Annotated in this window: 17 protein-coding genes; 10 read left to right on the forward strand and 7 right to left on the reverse strand. The window is 50.8% G+C overall.

Annotated elements, in window-relative coordinates; genetic code table 11:
* Positions 1 to 109: 109 nt before the first annotated feature.
* From IPI86_RS00600 to IPI86_RS00630, 7 genes are all read right to left on the reverse strand, one after another.
* Positions 110 to 1,171, reverse strand: coding sequence for an extracellular solute-binding protein (locus IPI86_RS00600; protein WP_345296110.1), 1,062 nt, complete (start codon positions 1,169 to 1,171; stop codon positions 110 to 112).
* Positions 1,172 to 1,389: 218 nt separating this feature from the next.
* Positions 1,390 to 2,463, reverse strand: coding sequence for an inorganic phosphate transporter (locus IPI86_RS00605; protein WP_345296032.1), 1,074 nt, complete (start codon positions 2,461 to 2,463; stop codon positions 1,390 to 1,392).
* A 10-nt stretch (positions 2,464 to 2,473) separates the two neighbouring features.
* A complete protein-coding gene (locus IPI86_RS00610) occupies positions 2,474 to 3,094 on the reverse strand; it encodes a DUF47 family protein (RefSeq protein ID WP_345296033.1) in 621 nt (206 codons plus the stop codon).
* 12 nt (positions 3,095 to 3,106) lie between these two features.
* Entirely contained in the window at positions 3,107 to 4,543 is a 1,437-nt protein-coding gene (locus tag IPI86_RS00615) for a trimethylamine methyltransferase family protein (RefSeq protein WP_345296034.1), read from the reverse strand.
* A gap of 43 nt (positions 4,544 to 4,586) precedes the next feature.
* A complete protein-coding gene (locus tag IPI86_RS00620; protein WP_345296035.1) occupies positions 4,587 to 5,666 on the reverse strand; it encodes a carbohydrate kinase family protein in 1,080 nt (359 codons plus the stop codon).
* Positions 5,667 to 5,694: 28 nt separating this feature from the next.
* Positions 5,695 to 8,124, reverse strand: coding sequence for an FAD-dependent oxidoreductase (locus tag IPI86_RS00625; RefSeq protein ID WP_345296036.1), 2,430 nt, complete (start codon positions 8,122 to 8,124; stop codon positions 5,695 to 5,697).
* A 67-nt stretch (positions 8,125 to 8,191) separates the two neighbouring features.
* Positions 8,192 to 8,980 carry a DeoR/GlpR family DNA-binding transcription regulator gene (locus IPI86_RS00630; protein WP_345296037.1) on the reverse strand — a complete coding sequence of 263 codons (789 nt, stop codon included), beginning with the start codon at positions 8,978 to 8,980 and terminating at the stop codon, positions 8,192 to 8,194.
* 144 nt (positions 8,981 to 9,124) lie between these two features.
* On the opposite strand from IPI86_RS00630, the gene IPI86_RS00635 reads away from it, so the two are divergent.
* The 10 genes from IPI86_RS00635 (at position 9,125) to IPI86_RS00680 (ending at position 20,113) form a co-directional block, all read left to right on the forward strand.
* Entirely contained in the window at positions 9,125 to 9,934 is an 810-nt protein-coding gene (locus IPI86_RS00635) for a CBS domain-containing protein (RefSeq protein WP_345296038.1), read from the forward strand.
* A 50-nt stretch (positions 9,935 to 9,984) separates the two neighbouring features.
* Complete coding sequence (locus IPI86_RS00640) at positions 9,985 to 12,417, forward strand: FAD-dependent oxidoreductase (RefSeq protein ID WP_345296039.1); 2,433 nt, start codon at positions 9,985 to 9,987, stop codon at positions 12,415 to 12,417.
* A 115-nt stretch (positions 12,418 to 12,532) separates the two neighbouring features.
* Positions 12,533 to 13,468: a choline/ethanolamine kinase family protein gene (locus IPI86_RS00645; RefSeq protein WP_345296040.1), complete on the forward strand. Its 936-nt coding sequence runs from the start codon at positions 12,533 to 12,535 to the stop codon at positions 13,466 to 13,468.
* 100 nt (positions 13,469 to 13,568) lie between these two features.
* Entirely contained in the window at positions 13,569 to 14,444 is an 876-nt protein-coding gene (locus IPI86_RS00650) for a class II fructose-bisphosphate aldolase (RefSeq protein ID WP_345296041.1), read from the forward strand.
* A 91-nt stretch (positions 14,445 to 14,535) separates the two neighbouring features.
* Positions 14,536 to 15,642, forward strand: coding sequence for a histidinol-phosphate transaminase (locus IPI86_RS00655; protein ID WP_345296042.1), 1,107 nt, complete (start codon positions 14,536 to 14,538; stop codon positions 15,640 to 15,642).
* 62 nt (positions 15,643 to 15,704) lie between these two features.
* Positions 15,705 to 16,463, forward strand: coding sequence for an HAD-IA family hydrolase (locus IPI86_RS00660; protein ID WP_345296043.1), 759 nt, complete (start codon positions 15,705 to 15,707; stop codon positions 16,461 to 16,463).
* 108 nt (positions 16,464 to 16,571) lie between these two features.
* The gene (locus IPI86_RS00665) at positions 16,572 to 16,997 is read left to right on the forward strand and encodes a hypothetical protein (protein WP_345296044.1); all 426 of its coding nucleotides are present in this window, start codon (positions 16,572 to 16,574) and stop codon (positions 16,995 to 16,997) included.
* Positions 16,994 to 18,337: a hypothetical protein gene (locus tag IPI86_RS00670; RefSeq protein ID WP_345296045.1), complete on the forward strand. Its 1,344-nt coding sequence runs from the start codon at positions 16,994 to 16,996 to the stop codon at positions 18,335 to 18,337. The genes IPI86_RS00665 and IPI86_RS00670 overlap by 4 nt, the downstream gene beginning before the upstream one ends.
* A gap of 130 nt (positions 18,338 to 18,467) precedes the next feature.
* Positions 18,468 to 19,001 carry an NUDIX domain-containing protein gene (locus IPI86_RS00675; RefSeq protein WP_345296046.1) on the forward strand — a complete coding sequence of 178 codons (534 nt, stop codon included), beginning with the start codon at positions 18,468 to 18,470 and terminating at the stop codon, positions 18,999 to 19,001.
* Complete coding sequence (locus IPI86_RS00680; RefSeq protein ID WP_345296047.1) at positions 18,998 to 20,113, forward strand: serine hydrolase domain-containing protein; 1,116 nt, start codon at positions 18,998 to 19,000, stop codon at positions 20,111 to 20,113. The genes IPI86_RS00675 and IPI86_RS00680 overlap by 4 nt, the downstream gene beginning before the upstream one ends.
* Positions 20,114 to 20,122 lie beyond the last annotated feature (9 nt).

The following is a 20,122-nucleotide window of genomic DNA, read 5'->3' on the forward strand; positions in this document are numbered from 1 at the left end:
TATTTCGTGAATCTGAAGTTTAGTAAGGTATGCAACTGGCAGTATCTCTTGCTATGGCGAGACCCTGCCAGTTGGCAGGGTCTCGCATTATTACACCAAAATCACTTTATTACGGAGCGGCTTGAACGTCAGCACCGACTGCGCTGTCCCAATTCGCAACGATCAAATCCTTGGCAGCGTTGAGCTGGGCGAGGGATGGGAAGACTGCGCCGGTAACATCAGGCAACTTGGCAAGCAAGTCAGCAGGGATGACGCCGCGTTCGCGCATGTCGCCTTCGCGGATCGGGTGGCAGTAGCCCTTCATCCAGATGATCTGACCTTCGTCAGAGTACAGGAATTCCATCCACAATTTGGCAGCGTTGGGGTGCGGTGCGTAGGCGCTGATCGCCTGAACATATACACCAGCGAAGCGGCCGGTTGCGGGAACAACGACCTCAGCCTTGGGATTACCTTCGAAGGAATCCACAGCGGCGAGTGCGTTATAGTCCCAGGTAATGCGGACAGCGGTTTCACCAGTGGCGACCAAACCGTTATTGGCGATCAACGGAACGAGGTTGCCAGCTGTATTCATCTGAGCGAAGAAGTCCAAGCCAGCCTGGGCATCATCAAGGGAACCACCGTTGGCAAGCGCTGCAGCGTATACAGTTTGAATCGCCTGGTTGGAAGTACGAGGATCGCCAGACAAAGCGACCTGACCATTGTATTTGGGATCAAGCAGGTCAGCCCAATCCTGGGGGACGTCAGGCTGAACATCGGTGTTTACGAGGAAGGACAACACACCGTAGTAGTCGCCATACCAATAGCCATCAGCATCCTTGGCTTCGGCGGGAATCGAATCCCAGGTGGAGACCTTGTAGGGCTGGATCAAACCTTCAGCCTTGGAGGATTCGCCGAACGCAAAACCCACGTCGATCACATCAGGAGCCTGAGGACCCGTGTTGTCTTTGTTGGCTTTGATGGCTTCGATTTCATCACCGGAACCAGCGTCAGGATTCAACTCATTGACTTCAATACCATACTTGGCTTTGAAGGTTTCAATGGCTTCACCGTAATTACACCAGTCATGGGGCAGAGCGATTGTTGTGAGTGTGCCTTCAGCTTGGGCAGCAGCAACCAACTCGGCCATGGGGTCGGCGGCGGGGGCTTCAGTAGCAGCAGGAGCCTCGGTCATTACAGGGGCTTCGGTCATTACAGGGGCCTCGGTCATTGCAGGGGCCTCAGTAGCAGCGCCACCGCAAGCAGCCAGCATGGTGGCTGCAATCACGAACAAGGCGAACAGTTGATAAGCATAATTTTTCGTACGCATTTCTCTCTATCTCCTTTTTGGTTTTGGTTGAACAGACGAATGGAATATACAGCAGATCTCTCTTCCCGGACACCTCCAATCTGTTAACACAACGTTAACATTGTAGCATTATCAATATTCACAGTCAAACAGCCTTTGAATATAGGAACAAAAGAAGAACGTACGCTAAATACCTCTAAAAACCTTTCAACGAACCAGTAAATCCCTGCCGAGATTAACCCACTGACCGGGATCGTAATGATCCAGGCCGTGAGGATATCGCTAACCACGCCCCAGCGCACCTTGCCAAATCGTTCCGAAGAACCAACACCTACGATTGCAGAACTTACAACCTGAGTGGTGCTGACGGGAGCCCCGCCAAATGATGCCGCAAGGATCACAACAGCCGAAGTGATCTGGGTGGCAAAACTATGCACCGGACGGATCTTATAGAACTTACCGCCCAGAGTGCGGATCAATCTCCAGCCGCCCATGGCTGTTCCCAGTGCCATAGTCGAAGCGCTGACAGCAATCACCCAAAACGGGACTTCGAATCCAGTCAACACACCGCCGATGATCAAGCTAAGGGTAATAATACCCATCGTCTTTTGAGCATCATTCGTTCCATGACTAAAAGCCAGCCCGATGGCGGTAAACAATTGCGCGCGTTTGAAGAACTCATTAATGTTCGGTGATGCATGCCGCGCAAGAAAATAGATCAACCGCAATATTAAAAAGCCGACTACAAAACCGGCCAAGGGCGAAAGGAACAACCCGATCAGAACCTTGTAGATTGCCTGAACGTTGATCACACCAAAACCCGCAGTAAAAGCGACCACACCGATCAAACCGCCGATCAATGCATGGGACGAACTGCTGGGAATTCCCAGAAACCACGTGATCAGGTTCCAAATAATGGCAGCCAGCAGACACGCAACAAGCGCATCCAACGAAAGCAGCTTTGAATCAACAATATCACCGCCGACCGTCTTTGCCACGGTCACCCCAAACAGAAACGGGCCTAAAAACTCGGCCACCGCTGTCACGCCCAGGGCGGTTTGCGGACGAAATGCGCGTGACGAGATCATAGTAGCCACAATATTGCTTGAATCTCGCATACCGTTAATAAACTCGAACACCAACGCCAAAATAATAACAAGGATCAATTCAGAGGACATTAACACCTTGTTAAGTTTTCTTTACAACAATATCTGCAATGATATTAGCCGCCTCGTCACCTCGATCTGCCGCATTGGAAAGGTGCCGATACACTTCGCGCATTTTCAGCATTTCAACCAGGTGGTGAATATCTTCAGGGCCGCTGAACAGGTCAGCGATGGCCTCACGGTAGACCGCTTCCACACGATTCTCCAAAGCCTTTGCACGCTGGGCATGGTCGATTGCGACCTTGGGATGCTTTGGGAGGCGCTGAACCCCATGCATGATCTCATAGGCGGCATCTTTCAGCAGCGACGCGATCCGCAGCATAAAGGGGGTTGGCGCAACCTTTAATACAACCATTTCCATTACGGTCGTATCTGCATAATCAATGACATCGTCAATGGATCGGGAAAGCGCAAAAATATCTTCACGGTCAAACGGTGTGATAAAGCTGCGATTCAACTCATCGATCAGGATGCGGCGCACTTCATCGGCTTCCTTCTCCTTGATGGAAAGCTCCTCTGCCACTTCGGGATCGTTGGTCTCAAAATATTTCACCAACAAACGCAGACCTTCATAAGCCAGGGATGCCTGTTGCTCAATCAAACTTTGAAAAACGCTTTCTTTTTTCTTGAAAAATCCAAACATAAATACCTTTCACTACTCGATCGGTTCAAGCATACCCGCCACCATCCCCGGGAATTCGGCGCGGAGCTTTTCATCCAGTTCGGGGGAAATCAATGGAGTGGTATTGCTGGTCATAATTTCCTTAACCTTCTTCATTGCGCGGGCTTGAATATCGGTTGAACCTTTCTTCTCCCAGATCGTACGCGCATCGCGGTCAGCAAGCTTGGTCATCACAGCCTCAGTCTTCATACGGCCGATAGTGTGCTTGGCTGTGATATATGAACCGCCCGGGCCGATATCCTTGATCAAACCCACTGCCAATTCATCATCGGAAAAATTCACGCCGCGTTTGGCGCGCTTTAGCATTTGGGCAATCTCATCATCAATCACGGCCTTGGCAAAATCAAAGGTCTTCAAGGCATCGATCAAACCGCCGATGTTGAACATATCCATGCCGCCCAACAAGCCGCCCATGGCAGACATGCCGGTCTCATATCCCGATTGTGCGTCGTTCAATTTGGAATTGGTCAAGCCAATATAACCACCGCAAGGGACATTATAAAAACGGGACATCTGCGCAAAAGCCATGTGCAGCATGCCGCACTCAATTGCTCCAGATGTGTAGGCTCCCGTCCGCATATCTGCAACAGTTGCCAGCGTCGCATAGATCGTCGGTGTACCTTCCTTCACCATTTGCATCAACACAGCCGTTGCTAGAAATTCAGCGTTTCCCTGTGCCAATGTCCCTGCTATTGACATGGGTGAAGTGAGACCCGCATTGGGCACAATGGTTGGGTAAACAGGCAGGCCTTCACTCGCAAAATACATCACGTTCTCAGTCGAAAGATGATCCATCGACAACGGCGAAACAGTTGGGCAGTAATGATGTGTCAGGAACGGATGCTCCTTATAAGCCTCCTCCCCACCAGCGACCATATACGCCATCTTCATAATGCTCAAGGTGTCCTTGTGATCTGTTGTGGTCACGCGGAGCGGTTTGAGACAATACTTGAGGGCAGGATACAATCTTGAAATCGTAAATTGACCCGCTGGCGCATCATCTGCCAAAGTGGAAATGGAGAACATATCATAACCAGGCAATTCATTGATGAGATGCGCGATACGGGCGATATCGCCAGACTCAGCGCGTCTTTCATGACCCGTAACAGGGTCAATGATATCGGGAGCTGAACTCGCCGTGACAATGACCGGGCTATCCCGCGGGATCGTGCGGTCAAACTTCGGGTCGCGCGCGTAAAATGTAAAAGTGGGCGGGCACATCTTGCGGTATTTTTCAACCACGGCGCGCGGAAGTTTTACCCGTTCGCCATCCACCAAACAACCATGCTTTTCGAACATGGCTCGGGCTGGCTCATAACGGACCCTTAAACCGACTTCTTCGAGAATCTCAAGGGAAGCCTCGTGAATTCGTTCAACCTGGTCCTGCGTGAGAAATTCTGCAAATGACATGATTCACATCCTTTTAGTAATAAACTATTATCGGGATAAACAGCTACTCTACCAAAGACTTCTTGATCTTCTTCCGTTCCGTTTTTTTCTTCAACATAAGCCTCTCGGCCAGCTTCTTGCTTCCCTTCACCAACGAACTTGTCTGAGCCTGCGAAATAAGGGATTTCAATTCAAAGAACTGATCGTCGCGATACACCATGCGCTCAATGGCTAAAGACTCTGCCAGGGCTTTTATTTCCTTGATCGAAAACATCTTCAACCCGGAGCGTGTCACCTTGAGCGAAGCCGCTGCGATCGCAAAACGGACCGTATCCTCAAGGCTCCAGCCCTTGAGGTGTCCGTAAATAAAGCCCGATGAAAACGTGGCACCCGCCCCCGACCCATCCACAGCCTTGATCTTCGGCGCATACACACGAATGATCTCATCGCCTTGAACGACCATGCAGCCCTGCCTTGCCATGGTGATGATCGCCGTTTTGATGCCAGCCTTGAGCAGCTTCTTGGCAACGGTGAGCATCGCGCCCTTCCTACCGATCTGGGCGTCATCGGTCACAGCCTGACAGATCGTGGCACGGCTGACATATTTTTCCATGATCTCGGGGTCTCTATGACCATGTTCGAGATTGAGAAAAACAGGGACACCACAGCGCCGCGCTTCGTTCATGGCGCGAATGATGTGATCGCCATCATACCAATCCACATACATCAAGTCTGCGTCCTTCAACATACTCAAATCCGCAGTGTCAAGCGTGGACAATATCTCCGGCGAGCGCTGCCAGAAATACGTGCGCGCGCCCAATTTGTCCGAAACGTTCACTTCCAGCGGCGTTTTATATTTCTTCGTAAAACGCACCTTACCTTGCACGCCCATGTCCTTCAGGGTGTCTTCAATATGATGCCCAAGCAGGTCATCGCCAACGGACGTACCGATCATTCCCGTCGGCACATTCCACTGGCGCAGGTTACAGGCAATGATCGCAGCATCGTCATACACGTATTCGCTGACCTGATGCACGATCGCGCCAGTATTATGCTTGGGCAGTTTATCCAGCGCCATGATGTAGACTGGCGTCAACATGCCAAAGCCGACATAAGAAGGAGAGGGTTGTTTTTTAGTAGGCATGATTAAACATTACCACAAAGGGCGAAATTTACACTCTCAGCTTTTCACCTTTCGGGTCATACAGTACAGATGCCGTCACTTCTGCTTCACGGCGGCCCTCGATCAGGTCAATGGTGAAGCGATTTCCCTTCACTGCAAGTTCGGTGGGCAGATAGGCATACAGGATATTCTTCTTTACCGTAAATCCATATCCACCGCTGCGGACACGGGTCAGCACCTTGCCTTCGTGATAGATCGCCTCACCACCATAAATCTGGGTGAAGTCGTCACCATCAGACAATACCAGCGTGCAGAGTTTGCGTTTCACACCTTCAGCCTTTTGCTTCATCAAAGCTTCACGCCCGATGAAATCACCTTTGTTGAGGTCAACACAAAAACCAAGTCCCGCTTCATATGGTGTTTCAGAAGGAGTAATGTCTGTGGTGAAGTATTTGAATCCTTTTTCAAGACGCAGTGGGTCAAGCACCTTGTATCCGCCAAGTTCCATGCCAAATTCCCTGCCCGCTTCAATCAGCATATCCCAAACCATTGTGGCGCGGTTGTTCGGGATGTACAACTCCCAGCCCAACTCACCCGCATAACTCACACGTTGAGCAAGGACTTTCACGCCGTTGATGATGATGGGCTTCGTCATCAAATACGGATGGCCTTCATTCGAAATATCATCGCCAGTCACTTTTCGCAGCACATCACGCGACTTGGGTCCCCATAACGCGAGACATCCATGCTCCTGTGTAATATCGCGAATGGAAACCTCTCCATCTTTTTCATCCACATGCATTTGGATTCGCGCCAGATCATTCGCGATGAAACCCGAGCCTGTGATGACCCAGAAATATTCCTCACCCAAACGAGTGACAGTCAGATCCGATTCGATCCCGCCGCGCGAGTTGAGAAATTGGGTATAGATCGCACTGCCAATGGGCTTATCGATATTGCTCGATGTCAATCTCTGCAATAACGGCAACGTACCCTTTCCTTTGACCTCAATCTTTCCGAACGAGGTCAGGTCATACAAAGTGACGCGTTCACGCGTGGCAATATGTTCCTGTCTCATCCGCTCGAAGAATGGAGGCTTCGTCCAGCCCCATTGACGCTGGTCCTCGCCCATGCGCCGCCATTCATTGCCAGGGTCAAAATAATTCACGCGTTCCCAGCCAAATTTTTCACCAAAGACCGCGCCGTTTTCCATCAAACGATAATGCACAGGACTGACACGATACGGGCGCGCATGTTCATGCTCATCATGCGGGAACTTCAAGCGGTAATAATACTTTACGCTTTCCACCGTGCGTTCCGCCGCATAATTGAAATCTGAATAATAGTTTCCAAAGCGTGTGGCGCGATAACCATACACATCCATCGGCGCCTCGCCATCGATGATCCACTCAGCCATCAGCTTGCCCATGCCGCCTGCGCCGCCATACCCATTAAGCGACATGCCCGCCATCATCCAGAAACCCTTTACGCCAGCCATCGGTCCAAGCAAAGGCTGACAATCGGGTGTGTATGCGCCGGGATGACGAACCAGAGTGATAATGCCCGCCTGATCTAAAAATGGAAGTCTGCGGATCGCACCTTCGAGCAGCATTTCAAATTGGTCAAAATCACCGGGGAAGCTCTTGCTACCATGTTCCCACGGCGTACCATCGATCCAGCGCGGAAGTGGTTTCGGCTCATAACCACCAATTACCAAACCGCCCTGCTCCTGCCTCATGTACACCAGATTATCGGGGTCGCGCAGACAGGGCGTCTCAGGCGAAAACTCATGGCCCGGCACAGCTTTCAAAGCAATATGCTGATGATCAACAGGAGTGGTTGGAATGTGCAAGCCAGCCATGGCAGCGATACGCGGCGCCCACATGCCCGCCGCGTTGATGATGATCTCGCATCGAATCTCGCCTTTATCTGTTACAACCGCCTGAACCTCTCCCTTCGCTGACACTTTGATCCCGGTTACGCGGGTGTTGGTATAAATTTCCACGCCGAGCTCTTTGGCAAACTTCGCCATGGATGTGGTCGTGGTGTACGGGTCAAGTTGACCGTCACGCGGCAGATAAATACCGCCAAATAAATTCTCTTTGGAAATTTGCGGCATGGCTTTCACCGCTTCTTCGGGAGAAATAACTTCACAATCCAAACCCAACGCTTTGGCACGGCTGACACTGCGCTCCATCTCTTTAAGCTGTTCCTTGCTCGAAGCCACACGCAGACTACCCACATGGCTGAACAGGCCCAACTCGCTGTACAACTCCACGCTGTACATACGGAATTTGAGCATGGCTTGTGATGTCGCGAATTGCGTCACCAGCCCCGCCGCATGCGAAGATTCGCCGCTGGCGATCTCGCCTTTCTCAATGATCACCACATCCTTGCGTCCATTCTTCGCAAGATGATAAGCGACCTGCGCTCCATAAATTCCACCACCGATGATAACGATCTCTGCCTGAGTTTTCATTTTCGCTCCATTGAGAGTAGATAAGTAAACAGGTACATCGTCGAACCGTGTTTCCGTGTCTACGTATTTATATTTTTTCATTCCTTGCAAGCAGCACTTCCACTGCATGCTCGGAAAGGTCCTTCATTGCTTCCCTGCCAAAACCGTCGTCGCTGACAAGTTTATCGATCTCGCTGATATTTGCCACAGGGAAATTCGACACGGCGCCCCATTTACTGTGATCCGCGACTACGATCACCTGGCCTTTGGTGCGCTCGATCATCTTCCGCACAACTTCCGCTTCCTGGTTGGTGGGAACCGTACAGCCGTGTTTTAGGGAGACTCCATCTACGCCGAGAATCACTTTGTTGGCAAAGACCATGTTCAAATTGTCCAGCGCGAAGCGGCCTGCCAATGAGTTGGAGCGTGACTGGAATTCGCCGCCCGTCAAATAGTAGTGAAAACCTGCGTCGCCCAATTCCAAAGCTGCATTCACGTTGTTCGTAAAGATCGTAATGCGCGAATCGCGGCGGATGTGCTGAAGAACCTGCGTAGCCGTCGTACCGCTGTTGACAAAAACGATGTCGCCCTCTTCGATCAACGAAGCGGCGAGTTCACCGATCAGTTTTTTCTCTTCTGGAAAATGCTGTGCGCGCTGTTGATATTCCTGTTCAAAAATGATGCGCTGATTAAGAATCGCGCCCCCATGTGTGCGTTCGAGAATCCCCTTTTGTTCGAGCCATTCGAGGTCGCGGCGAACGGTTGCCTCAGAAGTCTCAAGCAGATTCATCAAGTCCGCAGTGCGCGCGATCTGATGAATCGCAAGAAATTCCTGAATCCTCTCTCTTCGTTGGGCTGGGATAAGGGGTTTTCCCATTTGGCGGATTATATAAGAATTTGAAGGAATTTGCAAGTTTTTGATTTTTTCATTATAATTCGTGCAATTCCGTTCAGACCTGACAGGCTCAATAATCACAGTAAAACCTGTCAGGTCTTGGCTTTGATTTTATTGGAGTCATCCATGGCAAAACTCGTAAAAGATCTCATGCACCCGGGCATCATCACATGCAAACCAACTGCCACATTGGGCCAGGTGGCGGTGTTACTGAATCAACATAACGTGCATGCCTTATTCGTTATAGATCGTGATGGGCGCATCATGGGAGTGATCACAGATTTTGACCTGATGGCAGGTGAATGGCTTTCCTCCGACCCCGATAGTTTAAATGTCATGCGGAAATTAACCGCCGCGGATCTGATGTCTAACCCGGTGGATACCATCCCCTCAAACACTCCCCTCCCTGAAGCAGTTGACCAGTTTATGAAAAAAGGCGTTTCACGCTTCCTGGTAATTGAGAACGAAAAACCCGTTGGCATACTCTCCCTTTCAGATTTCGTCGCAAGCATCGCCGACAACGTCAAGTCAAAGCGAGACACGGTCGCCGATGTCATGTCGGATGCGATTCTGGTTTGCCGCGGCAAGACCCCAGTAGCCTCTGCCGCACGCGCCATGACATCCGCCGGGTGGCGCTCTGTATTGGTGGTGGATGCCAAAGGAAAGATCCTCGGCGTCGTCAGCGGGCACGACCTGTTGCGTTTCGTCAAAGACGGCCTGGATGAAAAGCTAGTCGTCCGCGATGTAATGCACCCCGCATTGACCATCGACATTCACGCCAGTTTGCGCGATGCCGCCAACATGATGATCCAAAACCATCACCACCGTCTGGTCGTGATCGACAAGGATGACCCCGACGCATTCCCTCTCGGTGCGATCTCCACATTTGATATTGTTGCAGAAATGGCGAACCCCAATTCGGTTTGGCAGAAATAACTTTGTAGGTCACGCTAGAAGCGTGACTTACTCATTTCAAGGAGAAAAGTATGTCCGATTTTCCAACACAGGCACAGGTCGTTATCATCGGCGGAGGCGTGGGCGGCGCAAGCATTGCCTATCACCTCACGAAGTTAGGATGGAAGGATGTCGTCATCATTGAAAAGCACGAACTGACATCAGGCTCCACATGGCATTCGGCGGGGCTCGTCGGCCAGATGCGCTCAGATGCCAACCTCACCCGTATGATGCACTACAGCACAGACTTGTATCGCAGCCTCAAAGCCGAAACGGGCCAGGATACCTCGTGGCGCGAAGTTGGCGGTATTCGTCTTGCATCCTCAGCCGAACGCATGGAAGAGAACAAGCGTCTGGTCGGCATGGCCCGTTCCTTCGGCGTACCGATGGAATTGATCTCCCCGAAAGAAGCACAGAACATGTTCCCGCTGATGGATATCACCGGTGTTGTTGGCGCGGCCTACACACCCAACGATGGCAGCATTGACCCAACCGGGTTGACCAATGCCCTCGCCATTGGCGCGAAGAATCGCGGAGCAAAGATCTTTACCAACACCACTGTCACTGCGATCAACGTTAAGAACGGACGCGTGCACGAGGTCGTCACTGACAAGGGTACGATCAAAACCGAGGTGGTGGTCAATGCCTCGGGTATGTGGGGACGCGAGATCGGTAAAATGGTCGGGTTGAGTCTGCCAGTGCTTCCAATGGCGCATTTGTACATTATGACCAAGCCCATCGAAGGCGTAACCAACACATTCCCCAACCTGCGCGATCCTGATTTGCTGGTCTATTGGCGCGAAGAGGTCGGCGGATTGGTTACAGGCGGGTACGAACGTCAGCCCGCGACCTTTGGCATGAACGGCATTCCAAAAGATTTCAAATTCCAATTGCTCCCGCCCGATTGGGACCGCTTCACACCATTGATGGAAAATTCCATCCGCCGTGTGCCTGCGGTGGAAACAGCAGAAGTGAAGATGCTGTTGAACGGCCCCGAAGGCTTCACGCCCGATGGTGAATTTTTGCTCGGCCCGACATCCGTCAAGGGCTTCTGGGTGGCGTGTGCTTTCTGCGCGCATGGACTTGCAGGCGCAGGCGGCATTGGCAAGGTCATGGCCGAATGGATCGTGGATGGGAATCCCGAGTGGGATATGTGGCGTCTTGATGTGCGCCGCTTTGGTCCGAACTACAATAATCTTGATTATGTGGCGGCCCGTACCTTCGAAACCTATACCCAGTATTACGACATCCACTATCCAGGCGAGGAAAGAATCTCACGCCGCAATGTGCGTACCTCCCCCACCTACTTCCGTCTGCGCGATCTCGGCTGTTCCTTCGGCGAGAAGATGGGCTGGGAACGCCCGAACTGGTATCGCATCTACGAAGAAAAAGCCACGCACGGTCACGAGCCGAAGGGTTGGATGCGCCACAACTGGAGCCGTGCGATCGGCCACGAACATTTGATGACACGCGAAAATGCAGGCCTCTTTGATGAAACCTCCTTCAATAAATTTGAGGTTCGCGGACCCGGCGCATTGAAGTTCCTTAATTATGTTTGCTCGAACCAGATCGATGTGCCTGTCGGTAATCTGGTTTATACCCAGTGTCTCAACAAGCGCGGCGGAATCGAATGCGATTTCACAGTCACTCGCCTTGCGGAAGACCGCTTCTTTATTGTGACTGGCACAGCATTCGGCCAGCACGATATGTCGTGGCTCTCGCTGCAAATGCCCGAGGACGGCAGTGTAACTTTGGAAGATGTCGGCTCTTCGATGGTTTGTATTGGCATGTGGGGACCGAAAGCGCGCACAATTTTGGAGAAGGTCACAACGGAGGATGTTTCGAATGCAGGCTTTCCGTACATGACTTCGAAGCGTATCAACGTTGGCGATGTGCCCGTCCTCGCTTCGCGCGTGACTTATGTAGGCGAGCTGGGCTGGGAATTTTACTGCGCCTCTGAATACGGTCTGCGATTGTGGGATACGCTCTGGGAAGCGGGTCAAAGCGAAGGCATGGTTGCTGGCGGATACAAAGCCATTGACACGTTGCGTCTTGAAAAGGGTTATCGTTATTGGAGCGGTGAGATTTCCCCCGATTACACTCCTTACGAAGCAGGCCTTGGTTTCGCGGTGAAGCTCGACAAGGAGAATTTCATCGGCAAGGATGCTTTGGTCAAGCAAAAGGCGGAAGGGATCAAACGCAAACTTTGCACGATCACCCTCGACGATGACCGCACGATCGTCATCGGCAAGGAGCCAATCCGTGTTGGCGATAAGCTGGTCGGCTGGGTGGCTTCAGGCGGATTCGGGTATTCGATCAACAAATCCATTGCGTATGCATATCTGCCAATGGAATTCGCCAAGGCTGGAACAAAATTGAGCGTGGAATGTTTCGGCGAGCAGGTCAGCGCGGAGGTGGCGCAGGCTGTGTTATGGGATCCCAAGGCCGAGAGAGTTCGTCAGTAAACAGAACCAGGCATGAGTTAAGAAATGAAGCGTTGAATCATCCGAGGCAAAGGGAATTCAAAAAAATTCCCCCAGCCCTGGTAAAAAATCCAAAACCAACCAAAGGAAGGATTTCATGACAATGACTCTAGCAATTGACAAGGCCATCGCAAAAGTACCGTTTTTGGCAGATTCGAAGAACATCAAGAAGACTCCGTTAAGCGGCGGGATCACGAATCTAAATTTCAGGATCGACGCAGATGGAAGGTCTTATGTAATTCGTCTCGCGGGTGAGGGAACCGATCAACTGGGGATCAAACGTGATGTTGAATATGCGGCGAACAAGGCCGCTGGTGAACTAGGCATCGCCCCCGAGGTGGTTTTCTTCATTGAACCTGAGGGATACATCGTTACACGCTTTAGCAACGGCAAACGCATCATGCCGGAGGATATTGTCAAACCCGATTATCTGGCGCGCATCGCAAAGAAGATTCGATTGTTTCACCGCCGCGCGCCGAAATTAAAAGGCGAATTCAACGTATTCAAGCGCGTGGAGATGTTGAAGAAGGTATCCAAATCCAACAACGCCAGATTCCCGCACGATTGGGATTTCATCATGCAAAAGATGAATGAGGTAAAAAAGGCTTTGGAAAAAGACCCATACGTGCCAACTCCCTGCCATAATGACCTGCTTAATTTGAACTGGCTTGATGAGGATGTGCCTGGCGATATCGGCGAGATCCGACTGCTGGACTGGGAATATGCGGGTATGGGAGACATCTTCTTTGACCTCGGCAATTTCAGCCATCATCACCGTTTGAATGAAGATCAAGTGGACCTGTTCCTGTATGAATATTTCGGCGAGATCACAGACAAACATTACGCCCGCCTGCGCCTAATGTGGCCGATGTCTGAATTGCATGAGGCAATGTGGGGCACCACACAAACAGGCATTTCGAAACTGGAAGAGGATTTCCAAGGTTATGCCGATCTGTGGTTTGGGCGCTTCCGCCAACACGTGACCGACTTCCGCTGGGAACAGTGGTTGAAGGATGTGGCTAAGAAAAAATAAGGATGAAAGATGACGGATGAAAAAACTCGTCGTTCACGAATCATCCTGTTTGTAAAAGCTCGACTATTCTAAAAAAGAAAAATAAAGCAAGGAGAAAACCATGTCTATCGTAAATGCAAAAGAAATTATGATCCCGGCGGCGAAAGAGGGATGGGCCGTGGGTGCGTTCAATGTCACCGACTTACTCCAGTTCGAAGCGGTGATCGATGCGGCGATCGAGAAGAAAGCCCCCGTCATTGTTCAGACCTCCGTCAAGCCCTCGCAATTTCTGGGCACTCAAATGATGGTGAACATCTATCGTACCCTGGCCGAGTCTGCGCCTGTGCCGGTGTGCCTGCACCTCGACCACTCCACCAGCATCGACTACTGCAAGAAGTGCGCGGATGCTGGCTATACCAACATCATGATCGACGCTTCCAAGCAGTCTTATGATGAGAACATCCGCCAGACCAAGGAAGTGGTGGATTACTGCCACGCCATTGGCGGCATTTCCGTCGAAGGCGAATTGGGAACCGTAGGCGGCGTGGAAGACCAGATCAAGGTTGCGGAAGATGAAGCGCAGCTTGCCAACCCCGAACAATCCGTTGAATTCGTCGAGCGCACCGGCGTGGATATCTTCGCCCCCGCCATCGGCACGGCACACGGCGTGTACAAGACCAAGAATCCGAAAATCGACTTCGAGCGCATGGCCATCATCCACAAGATGTTGAACAGCAACGGCATCAAGACCCCGCTTGTTGTCCACGGCGGAACAGGCCTGCCCGATGATTATGTTGCCAAATTGCTGGCGGCTGGCGGCGCGAAATTCAACGTCTCCACCGAGTTGAAGCACACCCTGCTCGATGCCAAATGGGAATACCTCAGCGCCCACCGCGATGAATATGACCCCGGCAAGCTGGATGTCTTCGTCCGCGATGCGACCCGCAAGGCCGTAATGCACTGGATGGATAAACTAGGCTGTGAAGGCAAAGCGTAATTTGTAAATCAGGGATTAGTGATTAGGAATTACACTATGCCTAATCACTAGTCTATGAAGATTATCTTAAATAAATCAGGAGTTATAAAGCATGAAAAAAATCGAAGAATATTACGCCCCGTGGGTTAAGGGCATCCCGATGTACATTTCGGATCACATCGAAAAGGCGTGGCGTGATCCATCATTACACCGCATGATGTCCAACGAAAATCCGCTGCCCCCATCTGACAAGGTGCTGGAAGCGATGGTTAAGTACGCCAAGATGGCGAACCGCTATCCCGATCAAGGTTTGGTCGTCCGCAGCAAGATCGCCGAAATGAATAATGTCGATGGTCCCGGCAACGTGATGATTGGCAACGGTTCCAGCGAAGTGTACGACAACATCTTCCGCATGTTCCTCCAACCTGGCGAGGAAGTCATCCAGCACACCCCCTGCTTCGGCATTTACGGTCTGCGCGGAACATTGCTCGGTGCAAAGATGGTGTCTGTGCCGATGATTTACAAGGATCATTTGATGCACTACGATCCCGATGCGATCATAGCCGCCATCACTGACAAGACCAAGATCATCGTGGTTGCCAACCCGAACAACCCTACCGGCAACTTCATGGATGCCAAGCACTTCATCACCATTGCGGAAACAGGCATTCCATTCGTGATCGATGAAGCCTACGTTGAATACGCTGGTTTGGGCATGTCTCAGGTGCAGTTGACCAAGAAGTACAAGAACGTGCTCATCACCCGTACACTCTCCAAGGCCTATGGTCTCGCGGGCATGCGCTTCGGATACACCATCGCGGACAAAGAAGTCATTGACCAGATCGCTGGCTCCCTCCTTCCGTGGAACGTGGGCACCATCCCCATGTGGGCCGCCCTCGCCGCCTTTGAAGATACTGAAGGCCTCGCCGAACGTGTCAAGTTCAACAACGATGCTGTGGATTTCATCACCGAGTCCTTGAGCGTGATCCCCGGCTTCTACGTGATGCCTTCCAAGGCCAACTACATTCTCTTTGACTGCGGCGAAACAGGCAAGACAGGCAAGGAAGTTTTAGCCTTTGCTGAAACCCGCGGCATCATCCTGCGCGGTGAGAGCAAGAAATACGGCAGCGACGGCTGGTTCCGCGTCACTGTCGGTACAGCCGAAGAGAACAAGCTCTTCGTAGATACCGTACTTGAATTCTTTGGGATGAAGAAATAGATCGATCCAAGTAAACCCTAAAGGTCGTAAAGACCTTTAGGGTTTTTTGACTGGAGGAAATCATGTCAAAAATTAAAGCTGTGTTCTTCGACCAGGACGGTGTGATCATCGACACCGAACGTGACGGTCATCGCGTGTCATTCAACATGACTTTCAAGGAATTCGGTTTCACCGACGAGTGGAGCGTGGAGTATTACCACGAACTGCTCCAGATCGCAGGCGGCAAGGAACGCATGAAACATCACTGGAAGACCAAGGGGTTTTCCAAACCGCTGACCGAGGAAGAAATCGATAATCTCGTCAAGGAAATGCACAAACGCAAGACTGCCCTGTTCGTTGAACTGATCGAGACAGGCAAATTACCCTTGCGCCCCGGCATTCACCGCTTCATGAAGGAACTCATGGAAGCAGGCATCAAGATCGGCGTCTGCACCACATCCAATGAACAGGCCGCTAAGGCGATCACCGAACGCGTCCTTTCGGACATCAAGTTCGAAATCGTACTCGCTGGCGACGTGGTCGAAAAGAAAAAACCAGACCCAGAGATCTACAACCTTGGCCTCGCCAAGCTCGGCCTGAAAACCGATGAAGCCTTCGTTGTGGAAGATTCCAAGAACGGCGTCAAGGCAGCCAAGGCCGCTGGCTTGAAAACCATCGTCACCACCAACAGCTACACCGAAAAGGAAGACGTGGAAGCGGGCGACGTGATCGTCTCCTGCCTCGGCGACCCCAACGGCGAAAAGGCAACGATGCGCAAAGGCGGCATCAAAGACTTCGACGGCGTTGTACATGTGAAACAGATAATTGAGTTGTTCGGATAATATTGATATAAAGAGGACGTGATGAATCGCATCACGTCCTCTTTCAAGAAAAGTCAAGTGAATAAACGAAACTAGTAGAAGGTAGGGGTCGTATAAATGGAGTAGGCAATGCTGGCAAATATCAAGAAATCCCTGGTGGTATTGCTGTTATTGATCAACGTTTTCTTTGTTGGGCAAGACTGGGTAGCATCCACCAATATTGCAGATAGAGGCGCAAACGCTCTTGATTGTTGGGAAGCGCAAATGGCACTGGTAAGAGATTCCTTGCCAATAAAGCGCGGCGTGGTTGGATACATCTCAGAACAGGATGTCCCTGGCGCAGAATACGGATTGTGGGACATTGAAACAGAATTTTTCCTGACACAATACGCACTGGCTCCACTGATCGTAAAAAAGGGGATTGTGGCAGAGTGGAATGTGGTGGTACTCAGCAACAAAGATTTGGCGATTTGGGCAAAAACATATACAGGGCAATATAAGATCATAGACGTAGAGGGGAAAGTGCACGTTTTACACAGGCTGGAGGCTCCATGACAATTTCCAGTTTTTTCATTTTCATACCATCCATACTTTTAGGCATTTTGACAATTCATTTAGTGTGGCCTGAAAGGCATCCACTGACATTGCTTCTAAAATTATCCCTGGGAGTCGGGTTGGGCTTGGGCATTAGTTCGATCCTGTATTTTCTAATATTACAAGTTGCACCGGGGCGCATCAGCATAATGGGGATCCAGATCATCCTGGCGACCATTTTATTGATATCTACAGCCATACGAGAGCGAAATCAAAAATGGAACGGGGTTTACCTTCCCAGGCTTTCCGGCCTGCAATGGGGTTTGGCATGCACGGCGCTAATTGCCTTCGTTATATCAATCCTGACCTTTTTCAACACGATGGTCTCTCGTCCGCAAGGCGAATACGACGCATGGAGCATTTGGAATCGCGCCGCCCGCTTCATATATCGGGATCCCGAAAATTGGCAGGCCACACTATCTCCGGATATAGCAGCACTCGGCCATGCAGATTACCCTTTGCTCGTTCCATTAAATGTAGCCTGGGGGTGGGAGACCTTGGGAGGCGAGACATTAAAGGTGCCGATGGCACAATCAGCCTTATTTACTCTTGCCATCATCCTATTGATGTTCAGTTCATTGGCCGTTACACGAACCATCGGGCAGGCAAGCCTTGCTTCAGTGGTGTTGATGGCAAGCTCAGGATTTATCCTGAACGGCACAAATTTGACCGCTGACATTCCATTAATGTTCTTTATTTTCGCGTCCGTTGTATTAATGTATTTGTTTTCATTGAATCGAAACAGTACCTTACTGGTCCTTTCCGGATTCATGGCAGGCCTGGCAGGATGGACAAAGAACGAGGGGCTGCTTTTCATGGCAATAAGTCCAATTGCAGTGATCATCGTGTCTCCCAAAAAGATGTCTCTTCCCTTTTTATATTATCTAGCAGGCATGGCGATCCCATTAGCCATTATCCTCTACTTTAAATCCATGACTCCGCCCAACGATTTGATAAACAGCGGCAACTCTCTTATCGAAAAAGTCAAAGATGTCTCCCGATACTGGGTTATCCTAAAATCACTCTCCACGGTTATCCTTGACGCTCATGTCATAGTGTTCACGATCTACACAGTGATCATGCAAAGTCATCCTAACCACAGCTCCAAACAAGGCATCTATACAGTCGCGACACTGCTTATTTTGCAGTTGCTCGGATACTATGCCATTTATGTTATTACTCCAAACGATCTGGCGTGGCAACTGGTTACGACACAAAATAGATTGATCATGCACATCATCCCTCCAGGGTTGTTTCTATGTTTTAATATCGCAGCAGACCCGGAAACCATCTTTTCCTAACTCTCAAGAAGAGAATAAAGGCATCTCAAGTTAGTACTAAAAATCAAATGTCCGCGTAAAATCATATTGAACAGGCTGCCAGACGGTCAATTGCCTTTGGCTTTCCATTTAACTTGTCACAGGAAAAATCATGGATGAATTACTTGATATCGTAAATAACGACGACATTACCATAGGACAGGAAATGCGCTCCACCGTCCACCAGCAGGGACTTCAGCATCGCGGCGTGCACGTCTTCCTATTCACCAGCGACGGAAAAATGCTCATTCAAAAACGCAGCGCCGACCGCACCTCGTCCCCATCCCTGTTGGATTGCTCCGTGTCCGAGCATGTCAAAGCAGGCGAGAGCTATCTTGATGCAGCCATTCGCGGCTTGAAAGAGGAAATGGGCGTTACCGTGCAAGAGCTCACCCCTCTCGTCAAATTCAGAATGAATTACGGCCCCAATGATAATGAAATCAGCATCCTCTACAAAGGCATCGTGGACCCTGCAAGCGTAAGATTCGACCCCGTTGAAATCGCCGAAATCCGCTATCACAGCATGGACGAATTACGGTCTGTGCTGGAAAATGAAAAACAAACCCTGTGCGGCTGGTTCGTCGAAATTCTAAACTGGTACTGGGATCAACCCACAGCCATGACCGTTCTCACGAAACAGTCATGAAAGCGCGCAAAATAATACTCGCCTGCATCCTCCTTGTGCTGACTGCTTGCGGCATGGCGGAAACGGAAGTTCCCATGTCACTTGAGCCCAACATCAATCCCCCCAACCAACAAGTGGATGATTTCTTCGCAGAATTCGTCAGCGAGGATACTCCAGGCGGCGCCGTGATCGTCATCCAAAATGGAAAGATTTTGCATCAAGCCGCATATGGGCTGGCAAACCTTGAAGAGGACATACCGCTCACCACTGACCATATCTTCCATCTTGCGTCTGTCGGCAAACAAATGACTGCCCTTGGCATCCTGATGCTAGTCGAAGAGGGAAATTTGAATCTCGATGATCCCGTGGGGAACTACGTCCCTGAAGTCACACATTTCGGCGAAGACTTCACTCTCCGCCATCTTCTCCATCATACATCAGGCTTGCCCGATTATGACGGCAATGTAATGGATGCCCTCTACGCCCGCTCAGACACCCCGACGAACGAAGATCTGGTCGCCGTGCTCTCAGAAATGACGGAACTACCTTCAACCCCTGGTGATTATTTCGAATATAGCAACCCCGGCTATGACCTGCTTGCCGTGGTCATTGAGCGAGTCTCTGGCGAAACCTTCCCCCAGTTTATGCAATCCCGCATCTTTGATCCTGCCGGCATGTCGCACACCTTCTCGCTTCCAAACGATAAACGCCGTGCTGATCCGCTCGTGGCGATGAGCTATACGGGCGAAAGCGGCACACCTGAAGCCTATCCCTACGACAATCTTGATAATCTCTATGGTTCGGGCTCTATTTATTCCACAACCGCCGACATGGCCCTTTATGATGAAGCCCTCTATACCGGGAAATTCGTTTCGCAAGCTACGCTAAATGAAGCCTTCCAACCCGCCATACTAAATGATGGAAGCACAGAACCATACGGCTTCGGTTGGGAACTGGAGGAATGGAACGGCGAAAGTTACGTGGCACATTCCGGTGCATGGCTGGGATTTAACTCCGACTATGTCCGTTTCCCCGGACGCCATCTCTCAGTCATCGTTTTGCTCAACCGCGACTACGACTATCCCGATGATCCGCGGATCGCCTTGAAAATTGCTGAGTTCTTCCTCCGATAGTCCGAGCTT

The organism is Candidatus Villigracilis affinis, assembly GCF_016705895.1.
Lineage (GTDB): Bacteria > Chloroflexota > Anaerolineae > Anaerolineales > Villigracilaceae > Villigracilis > Villigracilis affinis.